At 74.8% G+C, this 20158-nt stretch carries 2 protein-coding genes (1 of these 2 running past the window's edge); both read left to right on the forward strand.

Annotated elements, in window-relative coordinates:
• Positions 1-19608, forward strand: the 3' portion of a protein-coding gene (locus NUM_RS19565) for an NUDIX domain-containing protein (protein WP_207126344.1). Its footprint begins 13380 nt before the window's first position; the window shows 19608 of its 32988 coding nt (coding positions 13381-32988); its start codon lies off the left edge, out of view; the stop codon is at positions 19606-19608.
• A complete protein-coding gene (locus NUM_RS19570; protein WP_207126345.1) occupies positions 19605-20111 on the forward strand; it encodes a hypothetical protein in 507 nt (168 codons plus the stop codon). The genes NUM_RS19565 and NUM_RS19570 overlap by 4 nt, the downstream gene beginning before the upstream one ends.
• Positions 20112-20158: the final 47 nt, after the last annotated feature.

A 20158-nucleotide genomic window follows, 5' to 3' on the forward strand; every position in this document is an offset into this window, starting at 1 on the left:
CCGTGGCCGGTGCGCACCACGACCGACCTGCGGTACACGCCCCGGGCGTACGCGGAGATGAACCGGCCGGACGGCGCGACCGTGGAACAGTTCCGCAACGGCGTCACCGACCTGACGAAGCGGGGCGTCGACCAGCAGACGATGCCGCCGACGCGGGCCCGGCAGGAGCGGCTGGAGGCGCAGCTGACCCGCGAGCCGGGCGGCGAGTTCGCGCGCAGCGACCCGCGCGGCTGGTTCCGGCACGTGTCGGACGGCCGGTCCAACTGCGTCGAGGTGTTGCGTGCCGCGGTGCAGACGCTGCGCGGGCGCCCGACGGTCGCGCCGGAGGACACCGTCGCGCTGGTCCGCGGCACCCTGGACGCGAGCATCCCGGCCGCCCGGTACGCGACGGCCGTCGAGACGCTCGGCGCGCACGCCAGCGAGCCGACCGGCGCGGACCCGCGGTACGAGCTGGGCGGGATCCGCAACCGGGTCGCGACCGCCGAGCGCACCCAGGCGCTGGTCGACCCGTACCGGCAGCTCGGCGTGACCGGCGACCGGGCCGCCGACGCGGCGCGCGGCTTCGACCGGATCGAGCAGACCCTGCGGCAGGCCGCCGACGAGACCGGCACGTCGTACGCGACCGTCGGGTACGTGCGGGTGGACGGCCGCGGCCACGTGCTCCTCGCGTACCACGACGGCACCCGGACCACCTACTACGACGCCGAGACGCCGTACGGCCGGTCCCGGCCGTTCGAGGTGGGCGAGGGCGCCATCGAGCGGCTCGACGCCCAGGTGTTCGACGCGAACGACCGGGTGCGGTTGATCGAGGACGCGCCGCCGAGCCAGCTGGACCACTACCGGCAGCGGTTCGGCACCGGGGACGCGCCGGTCAGCCACGTCGACCCGTCGCCGGAACTGCTGGCCCACGAGCAGCCCGGGCCGCTGCGCGATGCCTGGGCGACCGGGCTCGCGGAGCGGGCCGAGCACGGCTTCGCCACGCACCGCCTCGCCGAGCGGGCGTTCGCCGACCGGGCCGCGGACCCGCGCCTGACCGAGGCGGAGCGGGCCGACCTCGTCGACCGCGCCGAACACGAGCGCCAGCTCGCCGAGTACCACCGGAACCGCGCCGAGTCGTACCGCGAGCTGATCGAGGCGGGCGACCAGCCGGTGCTGCGCGACCCGAGCCGCCCGGTCGAGTACCACGGTGCGCCGTCCCGTCATGCGGTGCTGGACTGGCTGGACGCCCGTACCACCGAGGGCGGCCACCAGCCTTCGCACCTGGACGCTCGGCCGGCCGAGCACGACACCCGGGCCGGCGCCGAGCCCGAGCTGTACTCGCGCGGGTCGCACCGTGCCAACCTGGACCTGCTCGACCACGGTGGTGGCGTCGAGCGCTCGCTGGAGACGGTGACCGACCTCGCCGCCCGGGCCGGGGTGCCGATCGATCCGAGCCGGCTGCGAATCGTCGACGACCGGGCAACCGCGCAGCGCATCGACGCCGAGGCCGCCGAGGCGACCGCCGTGCTCGGTGAGCCGGTAAGGCCCGCCGCGGCGCAGACCGTGCTGGAAAACGGCGAGCCGGCCGTCCACCTGTACCCGTCTGCGTTCGCCGACGCCGAGACGCTCGTCGCGGTGCTGGCGCACGAGCAGGCGCACGTCGAGCAGCGGCTGGCCGGCCGGGTGGTCGACTCGTCGACGGTGCACGAGTTGGAGGCCGAGGCGCACCGGGCCGAGGCCGTTGCGTTGGAGCGATTCCGGAGGTACGAGAGTGGTTCGGTTCTCGGTGCTGACGGTCGTGGACCCGCCGGACCGCGATGGCGTCCTGGCGTCGGGGAAGGTCCTGGCCGGCACGGTCCGGGAGGGATCGACGCTGCGGATCGAAGCGACCGGGCAGCCGGTGCGGGTCGTCGCGGTGGACTTCCCGACGCCGGCCGCGACGGCGTTGGGCCGCACGACCCTGGTACTGGATCGGCGGGACGCGGCGTCGGTGACGGTCGGGACGGTGCTGACCGACTGAGCCGCCCGGCGCAGTTCCCGACCGTCCGCGAGGTCGCCGAGCTGTTCGGGATCTCGTTGGCGGATCAGGGCACGCTGGCCAGGCTCAGTCGCGAGCACGCTGTCGTGTTCGACGTACGGCCGCCGCGGCAGCCCGGTGAGCTGCCCGAGATCGTCGATGCCCGCGCGGTCGACGGCAGCCGGTTGCCCGCCGACCGGTGGGCGATCCTGGAGATCGACCTGCCCGGTACCGAACTGCCCGGCCTCCGCTGGGACGTCGATCCGTGGCTGGTCGACCGGGTGGACGACGCGCCCGGGACGGCCGACCCGGTGCTGCGGGTCTCGCCCCGGTACGACCCGCGGATCGTCGACCGGTCCGACCCGGTCGACGTGGACGTGCGGATTCCGGTGCCGGGCGCGGACGGCGTGCAGCACGACGCCGGCGTTCCGTACGGCGAGCAGGCCATCCTGCTGGACTTCAGCCGCCGGTACGGGGTGACCGTGGATGTGCGGCCGCTGGACGGCCCGGCTCTGGATCAGGTTCGGCACGGTGCGGTCCCGGGCCCGCTGGGTGAGGCCCGGTGGGTGGCCACCCACGAGGACGTCGACCGGCTGCGGGCGCCCCGGCGGTCCGAGGGCCTTGCGGTGCACTACGAGCCGCGCCGCCGCTTCGGTGACTGGCCGATCGACGTGGCCGGCCGGGCCGCCGACCGGGCCCGGGATTTCGTCCGGTTCGATCCGGACCGCGGGGTCGAGCCACCGCGACACGACCGATCGACGTGGCGGACCCGGCGCGGCCTGTTCGAGTACGAGGGGCGCGAGGTCTACCCGCTCGACGACGTCGGGCGGCGCCTGGTCGCACCGCTGGACGTCGTGGGACTGCGCCGCACCGACGGCACGCTGTTGCCCGACGCCGACTTCCGCCGGCTGACCGACGAACTGTCCGACCTCGGCTTCCAGGTGCGCGTCGACGCGTGGCGGCACGCGATCCAGCCGGGCGCCGACCGCTTCGGCTACGACGACGTGCCGCGCCGCGTGGAGCTGGCCGACGGCACGGACCCGGAGCAGGGGCCGGTGGTGCGGTTCGACTGGCGCGACCTGCCTCGCCGGATCGAGCTGCCGCTCGGGGCGGGCCCGGCGGAGCTGATCAACCACGAACCGTTGTTCCCCGACGTCGAGCAGGTCCGGACCGGGTACGGGGTCTCCGAACGCGAGCAGGTCGTGCTGCGCATGGTCGCCCGCGAGTTCGGCGTCGCGATCGACGTGCGGCCGCTCGATGCGGCCGGGGACGGGCCGACCCGGTTCCCCGACGCCGCCCGGTACGACCGGATCACCTCCCCCGAGGTGGAGCACGACCTGCGCTGGCTGACCGAGTTCGGTGCCGCCGACGTCGACACCGCCCGGGGGCGGATCGAGCAACTGCTCGCCCGCGACCCCGCCGAGCACGCGGAGTTGCAGCGGCGGTTCCGGTTCCCGGACCGTTGGCGGGACGACTGGGAGGACGTGCAGGACGTCCGGGACGCCTGGAACGAGTGGCACGAGGGGCTGCCGCAGGCTCGGCAGCAGATGCTCGACGACCTGAGCCGCGCCGGCTTCCGGTACGACCCGACCACCGGGGACGTGCTCCGGGCACACGGCGACGACCTGGGGCGGCAGCCGTTGCCGATCGCCGACGTGCGGCTGGTGTCCGGTGCCGCCGACGTGCCCTCCCGGGCGATGCTGGAGGATCTGGTCGCCCGCCTCGGCGAGGAAGGGATCCCGGTCGACCTCGATGTCGACACGATCCGGCGTGGCGGCGACCGGTACGACGTGTGGCCGGAGGGCGACCGTCGGCTGCGGTTCAGCTGGCTGCACGAGCCGCGCGAGGTCGACCGGTCGGTACCGGTCGACGATGCGGGCCTGCCGCACGAGCCGGTCGACGTCGTGACCTCCGAGCGGCTCGGCGAGTACGCCGCAGACGGTCGCGCCCACGACGACCCGTTGTCCCGCGACGAGTACGTGGACGCGGTCCGGGAACTCCGCGACGAGGTCGAGACGTACTTCCCGGACGGCTCGGTGTGGCGCATCGTCGAGGGCCCGGACGGCATGGTGTGGGTGCACACCAGGGACTTCGGTTGGCAGCGGTTCGACGTCGATCCGCGACCGGCGCTGGGCGACCACCCGGCGCACACGGTGGTGTCCCGCACGGCCGGCGAGCCGGGTGGTACGCCGCACACGGTGCGGCCGAGCGAACTGCTCGACCCGGGGGAGCACGGTGGTCAGTACGCCCGCTCGTGGGTGCACGAGATCACCGACACGCTGCAGCGGCTCGCGGCGCTGGAACGCGGCGACGACCAGGGCGTGCTGCGTTCGCTGTTCCGGCGCGGAGCGCAGACCACCGTCGACGGTCGGGACGACTGCGCGGTCGCCCAGGTGCACGAGCGGGCGGTCGTCGACGACCGGTGGCGCAAGGCGGAGACCGACCAGGAGCGGGAACACTGGGCCGGCGAGATCGCCGCGATCGACCAGCGGCTGGTCGAGCACGGCCAGCAGCCGCCGGAGCACCCGTGGGAGACCGACCCGCCGGTACCGCCGGAGCCGCCGGCGCCCCTCACCCGGGACGAACTGCTCGACCTGTCGTACCGCGACCCGAGCCTGAAGTGGATCCGCGAGTGGATCGCGCCGGCGGGCTCGCCCGGACTGTTCGGCCCGTTCAGCCGGGTCGGGTCCGAGCACACCGGCGTGGCGCGCACCAGGGATCTGCAGACCGGCGACAAGGTCGCGATGATCCTGCGCAGCGCCGAGGTGTGGGGGCAGAAGTTCGACGGGCACGACGACCCGAAGCCGGAGGCGTACCGCGGCCCGTTGCGGGACGACCGCGAGGTCGGCTTCGAGTTCTACACCGACGTGTTGCCGATGCGCCCGCAGAACTGCATCCCCGGCCGGGTCGCCTGGGCGCACCGCGACTACATGGAGACGTGGTTGCCGGCCGAGGTGCTCGACCGGATCGAGATAATCGGGCTGCGGGACGAGGGCGGCAAGGACACCGGCATCCTGGACATCAAGGTCACCCGGGTGACCCAGCGCGTCTCGATTCCGGCCGAGGAACTGCGGTCGTTGCTGTGGCCCGAGCGGGTCGCGGAGCCGGTCGATGCGGAACCCGAGCCGGTCGTCGCGGAACCGGAGCCGGAGCCGGAACGGCCGGCGGACCCGTACCCGGATCCGGACACGATCGCGGCGCGGCACCAGGTCTGGCTCGTCGACCAGCGGCGGCTGCACGACGTCGCGGTGCGCTACGACGCTGACATCGAGGTACGGCGGGTCGACGGGCGGCTGCACGTGGTCGACGTGCGGCACCACGACGGCGCCGAGTGGACACCCCGCCAGCGTCGCGCGCTGCGCACCGCGTTCGCCAAGGACGCTATCGGCCGCCCCATGGTGCTGGAGCGGGCCGCGAGCGCCCGGCTCGACGGCGAGCCCACCACCGGTGCCGACCTGCCGCCGGGCGAGACGGTGCTGCGGTTCAGCGCGCACCACCCACCGCGGGTGACCGACGGCGCCGAGCTCGACCGAGCGCACCCCACCGACCTTCGGCCGAAGTCGGCCGGCGCGGACCCGGCAGAGCCGTCCGGGATGGACGGTGTGGCACCGCGGCATCTCGCGGCGGAGCCGGATCCCGACCCGTGGCACGGCGACCCGGCGAGCGAGGTGGCGTCCGCGCCGCGTACGGTCCGGGCCGCGCTGCGGTCCGCCGCGGACGACGTGCGCACGCTGCTCGACGACGGCCGGACCGAGCCGTCCGCGGAGCTCGACGCCGCGCTGCGCCGGCTCGCGAAGTACGTGGCGGCCACCGGTGAGCGACCCGCGGACATCGACCCGGCATTGCTGGCCGACCACCTCGACCGGGGGTTGCTCGACGATCCGCACCGGGTCGTCGACGTGATGCGGCAGACCCGGCTCGGCCACGACCGGTACGTCGCGTTCCTGTCGCTGCGCGACACCGCCCGGCAGGAGCTGATCGCGGGTGAGCCGAACGAGACGCAGGTCGTGGCGCACGGCACCGAGGACGGGCTGGTCGCGCTGCCGAATCCGGAGTTCGAGGCGCACCTGGACGCGGGTGGCGAGCCGGGCGACTTCACCGGCCCGCGTTCCTTCCTGGTCCGGCCGGAACTGTTCGCGCACGGGCTGGCGGTGCTGGAGCACGACGGCGCGATCCGCCTGGCCGGCCAGGAGCTGATCCACGGGCACTTCTGCCTGGGTGGTCAGCGGGCCGGCTTCGAGGCGATCTCGTGGCGCATCGCCCGGGTACTGGACGCCTCGGTCGCCGGGCACACCACGAGCACCGCCGACACCCACAGCGGCTCGCACTCGATCGATCGGCGCAGCGTCGGCTCGTCCCAGGTGGGCGATGCGCTGCTGCACGGCGGCCGGGACGCGCACGGGATGATCCGGGTGTTCACTCCGCGCGACCCGGTGGGCCGGCCGATGGAGTGGGAGCTGCCGGCCGGCTTCGACCGGGAACTGTTCGCCGACGGTGTCACGCCGCCGGCCGTCCGGGCCATCCACACGACCGTGCCCAGCTTCCTGCCCGCGCACCTGCTGCCCGAGATGGCGCCGCACGAGTACGTCGGCGTGTTCGAGTCCCGGCCCGCCGCGGTGGGCGGTGCGGTCGAGACGCACAGCATCCACTTCGGCGTGGACGGGCGGTGGCGACTGACACCGGGCTCGGACGCGCCGGAACACACCCTGGTCCAGGTCCTCGCCCGCAACGGCGAGCTGGTCACCGCGGTCGAGGAGCGGCTGCCCGACGGGGACGCCCGCTACACCCCGGTGGCGGCGGCGGAGTACGGCGCCGACTGGCTGCCCCGGGACGCCGCCGTGCATCCGGTGAGCGACGGGACGCACTGGCGGGTGCCCGACGACGCCGAGCTGCCTCGCTGGCGCAGCCCGCGGGAACGGCACAACTTCGCGTTCGCCCGGGACCACCACGCCGAGCTGGAGACGCTGTACCGGCGCACGATCCGGCACCTCGGGCCGTCGGCCGACCGGGTGCGCCAGAACGTCGAGTGGATCGGCCCGGCGCGCGCGGACCTCCGGGTGGCGAAGGCGCTCGGCGCCGATCCGTCCGTACTGACGGACTACGCGCACCGGCGTGCGGTGGTCACCGACAGCTTCCGCGACCAGTTCCGCTCGCTGTACTCGCTGGCCCGGCAGGGGAACGAGGCGGTGGGCGGCCTCGCGGCGCTCCATCGGCAGCTGGGCCGCACCGGGCCCGACGCCGAGCTGCACCGTCGGCTGGCGAGCGCGTACGGCGAGCTGGGCGCGGAGTACAAGCGGCTGTTCGGCCTGCACCTTCGGCACCGGCTCGCGGTCGAGGCGGTGTCGAGGTCGGACGCCGAGCTCGAACTGCGCCGTCGGCTGGACCAGGAGCCCGGCCGGCTGGCGAGCGAACGGGCCGCGGTGGCCCGGCGCGCGCTGGCCGCGGTGGAGAGCCGGATCGACGCGTCGCTGCGCACCCTGGGCGAGCTCGACCGGCGGGTCGAGACGACCGCGCACGGCGGCGGCGAGGGTTCGGACGGTGCTCGCGCCGACGGCGTCCCGACGGCTGCCGGCCGGACCCGGATCGAGGTACGCGACGAGCTGGTGACCGAGTTCCCGGTGCAGGCCACCGAGCCGACCGGCCGGCCGGGCTCGGGGCTGGCGGTCCGGGTCGACAACCCCACCCACCAGGCGAACTCGGCGAGTGCCGGTGAGCGGCTGTCCGTCGTCGCCCGCTCCCGCGGAGCCGACGCGAACTCGACTCGCGTGGTCCGGGCGTTCGAGGGGCTGGACGCGGCCGGACACGCCGACCCGACCGAGACGCTGCTGGATCGGCTGGCCGAGACGAACTCGTCCTTCCGGCCGTCGGACGACGGGCACGGTGCCGAGGTCTCCGCGCTGCTCGTCTCGGACGGACGGTTCGGCCTGGTCGCCGCCGGCGGCGACGCCTACCTGCTGCGCGACGGTGTGCTGCACCAGCTCGCCGGTGCGGCGCTCGAACCGGCCGGCGACCGGTGGATCGACGGGAGCAGCTCGGCCCCCCGGATCGCGCACGGGACGGTCCGCCCCGGCGACCGGTTCGTGCTGGCCGCCGGCCTGGACCGGGTGGCGCCGGAGCGGATCGAGCAGGTCCTCACCGAGGCGGCCGATCCGCAGCAGGCCGCCCGGCAGCTCGCCGAACTGGGCGGCGCGGACGACGTCGCGGTGACCGTGACGCACGTACCACCGGCTGGTACGGACGCGGGTGGCCTCCGGGACGCGGTGACGGTGCTGCGGGACCAGGTCTACTCCCGCACGGCCGAGCTGCCGCCCGGGGTCGAGGCCGACGTGCTGCCGGCGCAGACCGTCGGCGTGGTGCGGGCGCGGTTGGTGACCGAGCACCTGGCGATGTTCGGCGACGGGTCGACCACCCGCCTCTCGGAGCGGCATCCGGTGCTCGCCGACTTCGCCGAGCACCGCGGCGACCTGCACGAGGCGCTGGCGGACGCCGGTGCGGCCGGCCCGCACCGTGACCTCGCCAGGCTGTACCGGGAACTGGCCGACACGGCGACCGAGACCTCGCGTACCGACGGTGTCGCCGGCGAGGACCGGTCCGGGTTCGCCTGGGACGTGCGGACCAGGGCGGTCGCCGGGCCGGACGCCGTCGATCGCCTGCACGTGCTGCACAACCGCATCGCCGAGGCCGAGTCCCGTTGGGCCCATGCGGACGAGTCCGGAGCCGAGCCCGACGTGCGGGCCGGGGACGACAGCGCCGCCAGCCAACCGCGACACGCGGCGGACCCGGCCCGGACCGACAGTCTGCCCACCGCCGAGGACCGCAGGTTGCGGGATCCGTGGCACGGTGACCCGGCGCGGGAGGTGGCGCCGCCGCCGCGGCACCTGTCCGAGCGGCTGGACGACGCGATGGAGGAGTTCTGGCGCCGGCAGGACGCGCTGGACCGGTTCGGCATCTTCGACTCGGGCACCCCGCACGATCAACGCGCGTACGAACGGGCGCTCGACCGGGTGGTGCGGCTCGCCGAGCAGACCGGGGAGCGTCCGTACGGGCTGCCGGAGGTCGCCCGGCGGGTGAGTTTCCGGATCGTGGAGGACCCCGTCCAGGCCGTGCAGGCGATGCGGCGGGCGTTGACCGGATCGCCGCAGGCGCCGGTGTTCATGACCCGCGACGACGCGGCCTACCCGCGGCAGCTGCCGGAGCCGGAGGCGGGGCGGCTCACCGTCACGATGCACGGGAGCAGCCACGGCCTGGTCAGCATCGGCAGGTCGGTGCTACGGCCGGAACTGTTCGCGCACGGGCTGGCGGTGCTCGCCGCCGAGGGCCTGCTGGAGTGGCGCCCTGGCGACACAGTCGACCTGACCTCCTGCCACGGCAGCCGCTTCGGAGCCGATTCCGCTGCCTCCCGGGTGTCTCGGGTGTTGCGCACGCCAGTGCTGGGTCGCACCCACCTGACGTGGGACGTCGGCTCGCACACGGTGGCTCGTACGGCGCTCCGCGACGCGTTGGTGGCCGGTCACCGACCGTTCCCCGAGGTCCGTCTCTTCACCCCGGAGCTGCCGACCGGCCGGACGGTGGAGACGGAGGTGCCGGCCGGGCTGGAACCGGTACGAGACGAGAACGGTGAGCTGCCGCAGGCGTTGCAGGGGATCCGCTCGACCGGCCCCGGCTTCCTGCCGGAGTCGCTCGTGCCGTCGATGGCGCCGCACCGGTACGTGGGAATGTTCGAGGTCCACCACCCGCTCGGTGGGCCCGAGCGGCGCTACGAGGTCGCGATCGACCGGTACGGTGACTGGCGGCGCACCGAGGTCCGGCCGGAAGGCGGGCTGCAGCAACTGCTGGGCCTGGACGGTCGTCCGGTGACCGTGTACAGCGACGGTGCCGGGCGGTACACGCCGGTCGGTTCGGCGCGGTACGGCCTGGACTGGCTGCCGCGTGATTCGGCGGTGACGGCCGAGAGCGCGGGCGCGGCGTGGCGGACCCCGGCCGGTCTCGGTGAGGGAGGCGGTCACACCAACTTCCGGTTCGTGCGGGACCACCGGGTCGAGGTCGAAACGATCTGGCACCGGTCGCTGCGGCACCTCGACCCGGTCCTGGAGCGGGTCGGTACGGCGGTGGACTGGCTCGGCCACAGCAGCGCCGAGATGGCGGTGGCGCACACCGTGCCGAGCCTGGTAGGCGCGGACCGCAGCGACTTCCGCACCTCGGCAGGGCGCGACGAGTTCGAACAGCGCGTCGATGCCTCCGCCTGGGCGCTGAGCAGCCAGCACGAGGCGCTCCAGTCGTTGATCCGGACCGGTACGGCGGCCGTACGCGGGCTCCACACGCTGCACGAGGTGGCTGCGCGAACGGACACCGGCAGCGACGTGCACGCCCGGCTGGCAGCCGAGTACGCGCGGGCGACGCGGACGTTCGAACGACTGTCCGCCGCGGCGACCAGGCTGGAGGAAGCCGCCGATCGGCTGGCCGGAGCGCGGGCCGCCCAGGAGTACCTGGAACGCACCGGGACGCGAGTCGGCGACCACGACGTCGCCCCGCCGATGCCGGTCGACGAGGCCCGCGCGCTGGAGCGGCAGCGGGTCGCCGCCGAGGAGCGGCGCTTCGCCGAGATCGCCTGGGAGATCGACACCCTGCAACGGGACCTGGCCCGGCACGAGGTGGCGGTGGACCTCGCCTCGCACGCGGCGGACGGCGAGCAGGCGGCCGCGCCGGCCGACACCGCTCCGGCGGTGCCGGGCCGCGACCGGATCCTGATCGACCCCAAGCTGACGACGGAGGTTCCCGGCGACCCGCAGGCGGCCGTGGGGCCGCTCGCCACCGGGCTGCACACGCAGGTCGGCGCCTCCGCGACCATGCGCAACGCGGCGGTGGTCGGCGAGCGGGGCATCATGGTCGCGCATTCGGTCGGCGGCCGCCGCACCGGCGCGGACCTCGCCGCCCGGCTGTTCGACCGGCCGGCGGAGCCGTCCGGCGAGCCGCTGACCGGACTGGCCGAACGGGTGGCCGATGTCAACTATCTGCTCGGCACGAGCCGTGCGGGTGTCCGGCTCGCGGCGCTGCACGTCGACGGGACCCGCTTCGCCGTGATCGGTTCCGGCGCCGACACCTACCTGCTGCGGGACGGCGAGCTGCATCGGTTGACCCAGACCGAGGCGCTGGCCGTCGACGACCCCTACTCGTACCCGGCGCCGCGGATCACGCTCACCGAGAACGACGGCTTCGCCGGCCGGGTGGTGCGGCCGCAGGCCGCGCACGGCGCGGTGCGGCCCGGCGACCGGTTCGTCGTCGGTACCGGTCTCGACCGGCTGGAGCCGGGCGAGATCACGCGGATCCTGACCGAGACGCCCGACCCGCAGGAGGCGGCGGCCCGGTTGGCGGAGGCGGCGACCGGTGGCGACGAGTCCCGGTCGGAGGTGGCGACCGTCGCGGTCGCCGGCGTGCCGACGGCCGGGGAGTCGCTGGGTGGGCTGGATCTCCCGATCACGCAGCTCAGCCGGCAGGTGTACACGCCGGTCGGTGACCTGCCGGCCGAGGTGACGATGTCGGTGCTCGGCAGCGACACCGCCCGGGTGATCCGCGGCGATCTGGTCGCCCAGCTGACCCGCCCGGGCCAGCCGATCGACCGCATCGCGCACGCCGGAAGGTTGGCGGAGTTCGCCGAGCAGCAGGCCGAGCTGCATGCCGAACTGTTCGCCTCCGGTGCGGGCGAGCGGCACGATGCGCTGGCCGATACGTACCGGCAGCTCGCCACCGCTGCGACCGAGGCGGCCGAGCTTCGTGTCGGCTTCGGCCTGCTCACCGCGGACCGCGTTCGGGGGCTGCACGAGCAGCTGTCGATGCTGGAAGGGGACGGGGCGACCGCCGTGCGCGCCGCTGCGCACGGCGAGTACCCGGCGGATCTCGGCGCGGCCGACCGGTTGCCGAGCGGCGCCGCGGACGACGCGCCGCACCGTACCGGCGGCCCAGCGCCCGACGAGGTGGACCGTCCGCGACCGCTGTCGTCCGAGGATCCGGCGGCTCGGCTGGAGACCGGCGGCACCGAGTCGGTCGACGGCGTGCCGCGCGAGATCGTCGAGAAGGAGCTGGAGTACGAGCGAGCCCGCGCGGACGAACAGCGGGCGTTCGGCGAGTACCTCGGCGCCAGCGAGGCCTCGGCCCGGGCCGACACGATGGGGCATCGCAGTGCCGTCCGCTTCTCCGAGAAGGCGGAGAAGGACGTCGCCCGCATCCGGGCGGCCGGCGACCCGGACGTCGAGCACACCACCGCCCGCACCGACGCTGCCCGGGCCGAACACGAGGCGGCCCGGGACCGCCGGGCGCGCTGGGCGCAGGACGTGGCGGAGGAGTGGCGCGCCACCGCGGCGACGACCGCCGACGAGACGCTCGCGGCCCGCCACCGGCAGATCGCCGAGGCATGGACCGCACGGCAGGAACTGCTCGACCAGTGGCACGCCGCCCGGCTCGGCGAGGTCACCGCCGACGCCACGGTGACCGCGGCGGACCGGACGCTGCAGCGGATGGCCCGGTTCGACCGGGCCGAGGAGACCGGCACCGACATGGTCGGGATCCGTGGCCGGGCGACGGGCGCGGCGTTCGACCACCGGCTGCGGGCCGAGCTGCTCGCCGCCCGGTACGAACGGCTGGACGGGTGGCTCGGCGGCGACCCGCTGCACACCGATCCGGCGGGCGGGGAGATCGCGGAGCGGATCGTCGACACCCTCGGCGCGGTGCTCGACGCCGAGCAGGCTGTCCGGTCCGACGCGGCCACCGCCGAGCCCGGCGAGGGGTACGACGAGGCGAGTGCGACCGCGGCGGCGCGCGAGACGTACGCGCGGCTGCGGGAGCGGCTCGCCACCACCGCCGCGACGATCGACGGCCCGGCGCTGTTGCCGCGCGCACTCGACGCCCTCGCCGCGCACCTCGACGAGACCCGGTTCGACGATCTGTGGCAGTCGAACCGACCGCCGCGAGCCTGGTACGCGTGGGGGGCGCCGCCGCGGCACCTGGACGCCATCCGGACCGCGACCGACCGGATCGTGCACTCCGACGAGGTGTTGCTGGACCACGTGCACACGGTGCTCACCCTGGCGGGGCTGCGCCCGGAGGCGGCGCCGGCCCGGACGCCGGGTGAGGTGCTGGCCGATCTGGTCGACGGGCACGAGGCGTTCCGGCACCAGCTGGCCGCGCTGCCGGCCGATCCGGGCCGGCTGGCCGACGGCCTGCGCGGCGTGCTGGAGCGGCTGGAGTCCGATGCGCAGCAGCAGTCGTCCTGGGGCGAGCGGCGCCGGTTCGGCAAGGCGCGGTCCGTGGTCGCGGAGTGGCACGACGCGCTGTCCGAACGGCTGGAACGGCGGTCGGCGGTCGATCGCCTCACCGCCGTGGAGGCCGAGCGGACCGCCGCGTTGTGGCGCGAGTTCGACCGGTCGGTGGCCCACCTCGCGGCCCGGGAACACTGGGGCGCGGGCCGTTCCGACGAGGCGATCAGCCGGATCGTGGCCGATGTCGCCGACCGGTACGCCGGCTACGAGGCGGCGACCGGCGCCCACCTGGAGGGCGCCGACCGCGCGGCGGAGCGGCAGCTGGCGGACGAGACCGTCACCGCCATCGTGGACGAGCTGGGCCGGCTCGGTACCCCGCAGGCGCGGGCCGTGGCGGAGCTGGTGGCCCGGCTGCGTCCCGACGCCGACTCGTCGTTCGACCCGGCGCACGACACCGGCCGGGACCCCCAGGCCGAGTCGGAAGGTCGGCTCGCCGGTCACGCGCTGGACATCGAGCGGGTGGGCCGGCAGCTGGACACCGCCGCCGACGGCGGCCCCCGTGTCGAGCTGATCACGCCCGCCGCCGACGGCGGCCCCCGTGTCGAGCCGATCACGCCCGGCGGCGACGGCGGCCCCCGTGTCGAGCCGATCGCGCTCGGCGGCGAGGGCGTGGTCACGTTCACCGACATCGACGGCGGGCACCGGTCGGTGGCGGCGGGCCGCGACGCCGCCGGGATCCGGGCCGACCTCGACGTGCGCGAGGTGCCGGGTACCGACTGGGAGATCCGGCCGCAGCACGGCGGCGGCCTGTGGCAGCCGGCGGGCCGGGACGCCCGCGGCGTGTTCTGGGTGCACACCCGCGACCACGGCACCATCGGGTTCCGGGAGTCGACCGACACCCCGCTGGTGCCGGGGCGGGCCGGGCAGACGCACACCGATCGCCGCGAGGTCCTGGAGTGGGTGGACGGGAAACCCGTCTTCCACACCCGGATCGGGCCGCGGGTGCTGACCGCCGACGTGGCGCGGGTCCGGATCCACGAGATCACCGACACCGTCGACCGACTGACCGCGCGGGCCCGCGGCGAGGAGCAGGGCACGGTACGCCGGTTCCTCGGCCGCCGGACGCCCCGGCTGGCGGGCGGTACCGGCCAGCCGGAACCGGAGCACGGCAACGACTGCGTCATGGCCCGCGCGAACGAGCGGCTGTTGCTGCTGGATCGGCTGCGCGCCACCGATCCGGTGCTGCGCGGCCAGGCGTACCGGGACCTGCTCGACGTGGACGGGTACCTGCGTCGGCACGGTGTCGAGCCGGTGCCGCCGACCCCGCCCCCGCCGCCCGAGCTGGTGTCGCGTCCGGGTGGCTGGGACGTCCGGGCCGAGGCGCCGTGGGGTGTCGCACGGCCCGCCGGTCACAACCTGCCCGCCGGCTGGACGGTGAGCCACGAAGCGCCGGGTACGGCCCCCGTTGCCGAGCGGGTCGACCCCCCGTTCGCCGGTCACTCCCTCGGCGAGGCGACACCCGCCCCGGCCGACCGCCTGCCGGTCGACTCCGTCCCGGCCGACCGCCTGCCGGTCGACTCCGTCCCGGCCGAGGGCCCGCCGGCCGAGCCGTCGGAGTTCCGGGTACTCACCGAGACCGGCGACGACGGCAGCGGCTCCCTCGGCGCGGGTCAGTTCGGCCGGTACGGTGCGGCCGGCGCGCTGGTGCGCCACGACGGCCGGTTCCTGCTGGTACAGCGGGGCGAGGGCCTGACGACCAACACCGGGAAGTGGCAGCTTCCCGGTGGCGCGATGGACTCCCGGGAGACGGCACCGCAGGGCGTGGCGCGTGAGATGCGCGAGGAAGTGGGCATCTCCGACGACGACCTCGCCGGCCTGCGGCTCGTCGGCAGCCACGTCCGATCCGGTACCCGCGGCTGGGCCTACACGACGATGGCCGTCGACGCGGCACACTCGTTCGAGCCGCGGATCACCGACCGGGCCGAGGTGGGCGACGCCCGCTGGGTGACGCGCGACGAGTTGCTGGCGATGGCGGACCGCGACGAGTTGCACCCGTCCCTCGCGGCCGACCTGGACCGGGTGCTCGACCTGTTCGACGGGGGCGGCAGCGCGCCGGAGCGACCCGAGACGATGGACGACTACGTCAAGGTCGGCGGTCAGGGCGGTTCGGTCGACGCCGCCGAGTACGCCGACGGGGCAGGGCATCGGCGATACGTCAAGGCGCCGGCGACCGAGCTGCACGCCCGGGTCGAGTGGCTGGCGAACCGGCTGTACCAGGCGGCGGGCACCCGGGTCGCGGAGGTCGACCTGGTCGACGTCCGCGGGCAGTTCGAGGGCAAGCAGGTCGGGCTCAGCTCCCGGATGCTCGACGGGGACACCGCGCTGACCCGCTGGCTGCCGCAGCAGGACTTCGCGGCCCGGCTCCGCCGGGACTTCGCGGTCGATGCCTGGCTGGGCAACTGGGACGTGATCGGCACGGCGTACAACAACGTTCTCGTCACCGGCGGCGGGGAGCCGGTGCGGCTGGACACCGGCGGCGCGCTGCTGTTCCGGGCGCAGGGGACTCTGAAGGGCGACGACTTCGGTACCGAGGTCGGCGAGCTGCGCTCGATGCTCGACCCGGCGATGAACGACTCGGCCGCGCGGGCGTTCGAGGGCCTGACCGCGCAGGAGATCCGCGACGGGGTGGCCCGGATCCGCGACATCACCCCGGAACGGATCGACGCACTGGTTGACCGGGCGCAGCTGCCCGCGGCGGAGGCGCAGGAGCTCCGGTTCGTGTTGCGGGCCCGCCGCGAGTTCCTGATCGACCGGTACCTGGGCGACGGTGCGGCGGTGCACGGCGAGCCGGCCACGTCGGCGGAGTCGCGGTACGAGTCGTTCGATTCCGACGCCCGGCGGGCGTTCGACACCCAGGTCGCATCCCGGCTCAACGCCGACCATCCCGTCGAGCACATCCACGAGGTGCTGCGGCATGCGCTGGCCGCCGGGCCGCTGACCGGCCGCGAGCTGACCGTCACGGACGCGGCGGCGCTCGTCGATGTGGCGCAGGTCCGCCTCTTCGGCTTCGGCAACACGCACTCGTTCGAGAACCGGATCGCCGACTGGCTGGGTACCTCGGAGGGCCAGACCGCCGACCGGGCGTGGGACGGGTACGACCCGAGGGACGTGTCGGCGCAGCCGAGCCCGGCGGCGGTGCGGCAGCTCGTCACGGCGCTGCATGGGATCGAGCGGTACTCCTCGGCGGTCGACCACGACGCCTGGTCCAGGCAGCTGTACGACGGGGTCATGGCGGCGATCCGGGAGCGCGCCGGTGCTGCCGCCGAGTACCCGGTGCAGCCGCTGGACGTGGTGCGCATGCTGGACGCGGCGCGCGCTGACGGAGGCGTCGACGACCACCACTTCGAGCAGGAACTCGTGCGGTTCCTCACGACCCCGGAGGGGTCGGCCCACGCGGCGGGGCACGCCGCGCTGGATGCGGAGCTGGTCGATCCCCGCCCGCTGCCGGACAGCAGCGCCCGCTTCCCGGAGAGCACCGAGTCCGCCGACATGGATCGGGTGCACGCGGCGCAGGGTGGTGAGTGGCCGACCGAGGCGCGGGAGGCCTACCGCACCTACCTCGACGGCAACTACGAACGGGTCAACGGCTGGCAGCGCTACCGGCTGCCCCGCTACGCCGACCAGGCGCCGGTGTGCGAGGCGATGGACCGCGGCATGCGGGAGAGCACCGAACACCTGCTGCTGCGGCGCGGGGTGACCCTCGCGGCGCTCGGCATCGACAGCCCCGCCGAACTGGCCGGGCTGCTCGGCCGGGAACTCGCCGACCCCGGGTTCATGCCCACCTCCGCCGCGGAGCGGGCCGGCTTCCAGGCCGAGAAGATCCAGCTGGAGTTGGAGGTGCCGGCCGGCACCCGGCTCGCCTGGCTCGGCCGGTTGAGCCCGCGGCCGGAACAGGCCGAGGTCCTGCTCGCGGCCGGCACCCGGATCGTCGGGCTGCGGCTGGAACAGCGGCACTTCCAGGGCGAGGTGCAGTACGTGCTGCGGGCCCGGGTGACGGGTCAGGGAGAGACCGGCGAGGTGCACCCCGACGTGGCGCCTCGGCCGGAGCCGACGCCGATCGCGCCGGAACCGGTACCCGACGGTGCGACGGTTCCGGCCGAGTCACCCGTGCCGGGCGCCGAGTCGTCGGTGGCTGCGCTCGGAACAGGAGATCACGATCGGGCCGCCGGCTGGCGTGACCAGGCGGTGGCCGAGCGGCAGCTGGCGGACGAGGAACGGTCGGCGGCGACCTGGCACCGCATCCGCCTCGCCGACCACCAGCGTCGGGTCGCCTCCGTCGAAGAGGACCGTGCGCAGATACTGGCCGAGCACCGGGACGTCTCGAACCGGCTCGATCGGATCGACCACGATCTCCGCCAGTGGGAGCGGGAGGCCAGCGTTGCTGCCGATGAGCGGGACCGGTCCGTCTCGACGGCCGCAACCCGCGACGATGCACTGCGCCGCCTCGCCGGACACGAGCAGCGGCTCGCGGCCCACCTGGAGCAACTGCGCCGGCACGCCGAGCGGCCGCCGGACGACTGGGCGCGGTACGCGGACGACTACCACCGGTCGCAGGCCGAGGTCGAGCGCACCGCCATGCAGGCGGCCCGCGCCGAGGTGGCGGAACTCGACCGGACGCTGGCCGAACACCGGCACGACGAGCAGCGGCTCACGCGGGCGCGGCAGGCGGTGGCGGAGCTCCAGGGCCGGTCCGCGACGGACCGTCAGTTGCTGGCTGACCTCGATGCGCGACGCGCGGCGGTGGAGCAGGCGTACCACGCTGCTGCTGAGGACGTCGTCCGGACCGAGCGGGAGGCGCTGTCGGCGGAGTCGGGCGCGGCGGCCGCCGAGCACCGCGCCCAGGAGCTGGTCGAGCGGGCGGAGGAGGCGGAAGGCGAGTACCCGCGCCGGGTCGAACAGCACGTCGAGCTGTTGCGCCGGGACCTGTCGCGGTTGGTCGAGGAGACCGACTCGCTGCGGCGAAACACCGCGCTGTCCGTTGGCCCGGAGGCCGAGCAGGCGGCGGAGCGCCTCGGCCGGTCCGAACGCCGGGCGGAGCTGCTGACCGCGGCGATCGAGCACTACGAGGTGGCCGCCACGCTGCAGCGGGCGGTGCCCGGGGCGGACGGTGCCACCGACACCGCGGTACGGCGGGTCCGCGCGGAGCTGGCCGCGGTGCCGGACCGGATAGCCGAGCTGACCGCGGCGGCCGAGCAGGCGGACCGCGAGGCAGCCACCCGGTTCGAATCGGCCGAGACGTTGCGCCGGTCGGGTCTGGCCGACCCGGCGCAGGTGACCGAGGTGCTGCACGAGGCGAGCCGAGCCGAGGAGCGCGCGGCGGCCCTGCGCGCGGACGCGGACCGGCTGGGCCGCCGGGCCGAGCGGCTGACCGCGCTGGTGGAGTCGTTCGCGGACCGCTGGCAGCGGCACGAATGGGCCCACGACGCGGCGTTCGGGGCCGATCAGGTGCGCGGCTGGGCCGGTTGGCACGACTTCCGTGCCCGGCGGTTCGAGCAGCTCGCGGCCGATCTCGCGGCCGGCGGCGACGGGGTGCCGCCCCGGTCACCGGAGGTACTGGCCGTCGCCGCGGCCCGAGCGGAGTTGGCCGGTGAACGGATCGACCGGCTGGAGGATCTGGCCGCCGGAATGAAGAGCGGCATCAACGGCACGTACCGCGCCCTCCACGACGACCGGGTCGTGGGTGCTTTCAAACCGGCGGAGGCCGAGGTCTTCGTCAAGGACGGGCAGGTGATCCGACCCGGTATCCCGCAGGTGCCGGGCCAGCTCGCCGCCCGGGAGGTGTCCGCCTCGGACTTCGCCGAACTGCTCGGCTCCGCCCTGGTGCCGCCGACCGTGCCGGTCGAGATCCGGGGCATGGCGGGCTCCATCCAGCGGTGGGTCGACGACGCGCACGCGCACCGTCCGGTGGAGGAGTACCCGCGGCGGGAGCAGCAGGAGGTCGCGGTCATCGACTACGTGTTGGGCAACACGGACCGTAACCAGTTCAACTTCCTCACCCGAGGCACGTCGGTGGTCGCGATCGATCACGGCCTGGTGTTGTCGGAGTCCGCCCAGGACCAGATCATGTCGCCCTTCGTCGAGGCGCACCTGCGGACCAGGCTGAACGCCGAGCTGCTGGCCCGGCTGCGGCAGGTCGACCCGGCCGAGTTGCGTGCGAGGCTGGAGAGCCGGGGGATCGGGGCGGCCGCGATCGACGCCGCCGTCGCCCGGCTCCGGGAGGTTCAGGAGAACGGCATGATCGTGTTCGCGGAGCGGGACGAAACCGGGGAGAGCGTCGAGACCGCGAGGTTGGGCCGATGAGTGACGATGCGCCGACGAAGGTCGGTTTCTGGTCGTACGCCACCGGTGTCGGGCGCAAGGTGGCGGAGTTCACCAGGCAGCCGGACGGCTCGGTGCGCTTCCGGGAACTCGATCGGGACTGGGCCGCTCCGGCCCGGGACTACTTCGACAACGGGGTGCCGCTGCTGGCCGGTGGCGGTCGAGTCCCGGCGAGCGCGGGGGACGAGTTCCTGCGGGCGTTGTTGCAGCCGTTCCGGACGACCTACTACGGGTTCCTCGACGAGAGCGGCCTCGCCGGAGCCGCACCCAGTGGCGGGGAGGCGGAGCATCGGGCCACGAGAGACCAGGCGGCGGACCGAGCGCCGACCGGGGTGAGCGACCCGGACGCGATTCAGCTGCGGCCGATCGGGCCGGCCCGCGGGCTCTCCGTGGAGGACGCGTACCGGGTGCTGTCCGGCCTGCCGCCGGGGCCGGTCGAGGTGCCGCCGCTGCCGGACGAACCCGAACGGCGGGACCGGCCGTGAACGAGCCGGCCCGGGGCGGCGTGGCGGGGTCGAACTAGGGTTGGCGA

The sequence above is a fragment of the Actinocatenispora comari genome, from assembly GCF_017312725.1.
GTDB classification, from domain to species: domain Bacteria; phylum Actinomycetota; class Actinomycetes; order Mycobacteriales; family Micromonosporaceae; genus Actinocatenispora; species Actinocatenispora comari.

Coding starts and splice junctions, on each gene's coding strand:
- NUM_RS19570 (WP_207126345.1), top strand. CDS start 19,605: ATGAGTGACGATGCGCCGACGAAGGTCGGTTTCTGGTCGTACGCCACC.